Source organism: Brevibacillus sp. MCWH (assembly GCF_013096935.1).
GTDB lineage: Bacteria > Bacillota > Bacilli > Brevibacillales > Brevibacillaceae > Brevibacillus > Brevibacillus aydinogluensis.
The window spans coordinates 1-390 of record NZ_SDLF01000239.1 but is presented as its reverse complement, the minus strand read 5'-3'; the positions used below and the strand labels follow the sequence as shown (position 1 = coordinate 390).

Here is a 390-nt window from a genome sequence, read left to right as displayed (position 1 = left end):
GATTACACATACGTAATAAGTGATGAATTATTTAATAATTCTAACAACGGATACAATGAATTAGAAATAAGATTCAATGATTTTAATATACCTTTTTCTAAAAAATTATTTTTCTATAAAAGTAATATAAAAAATTTAGATAAAGCTAAAATCATTGACTCTAAAACTTGGAGAAATAATTCTTCCCAACACATTTATGAAATAATAGAGCTAAAAAATAGAAATAAACTATTAGCGGGTTTAAGTGGAAGTTGGCAATTGTTTGATAGATGGCTAAATCCTATAAAAAGTGGCACTATGAACGGTAACTATACTATTTACACAGCTTGTCAATTGTATGACGGAAATATAATAATGGCTGGATTTAATGGAAGATGGGAATTGTATGAC

General features: G+C 26.4%; 1 pseudogene. It reads left to right on the top strand.

The annotated features are described in order from the left end of the window. A pseudogene (locus ETC00_RS20265) lies at positions 1-390 on the top strand (hypothetical protein); the annotation flags it as partial.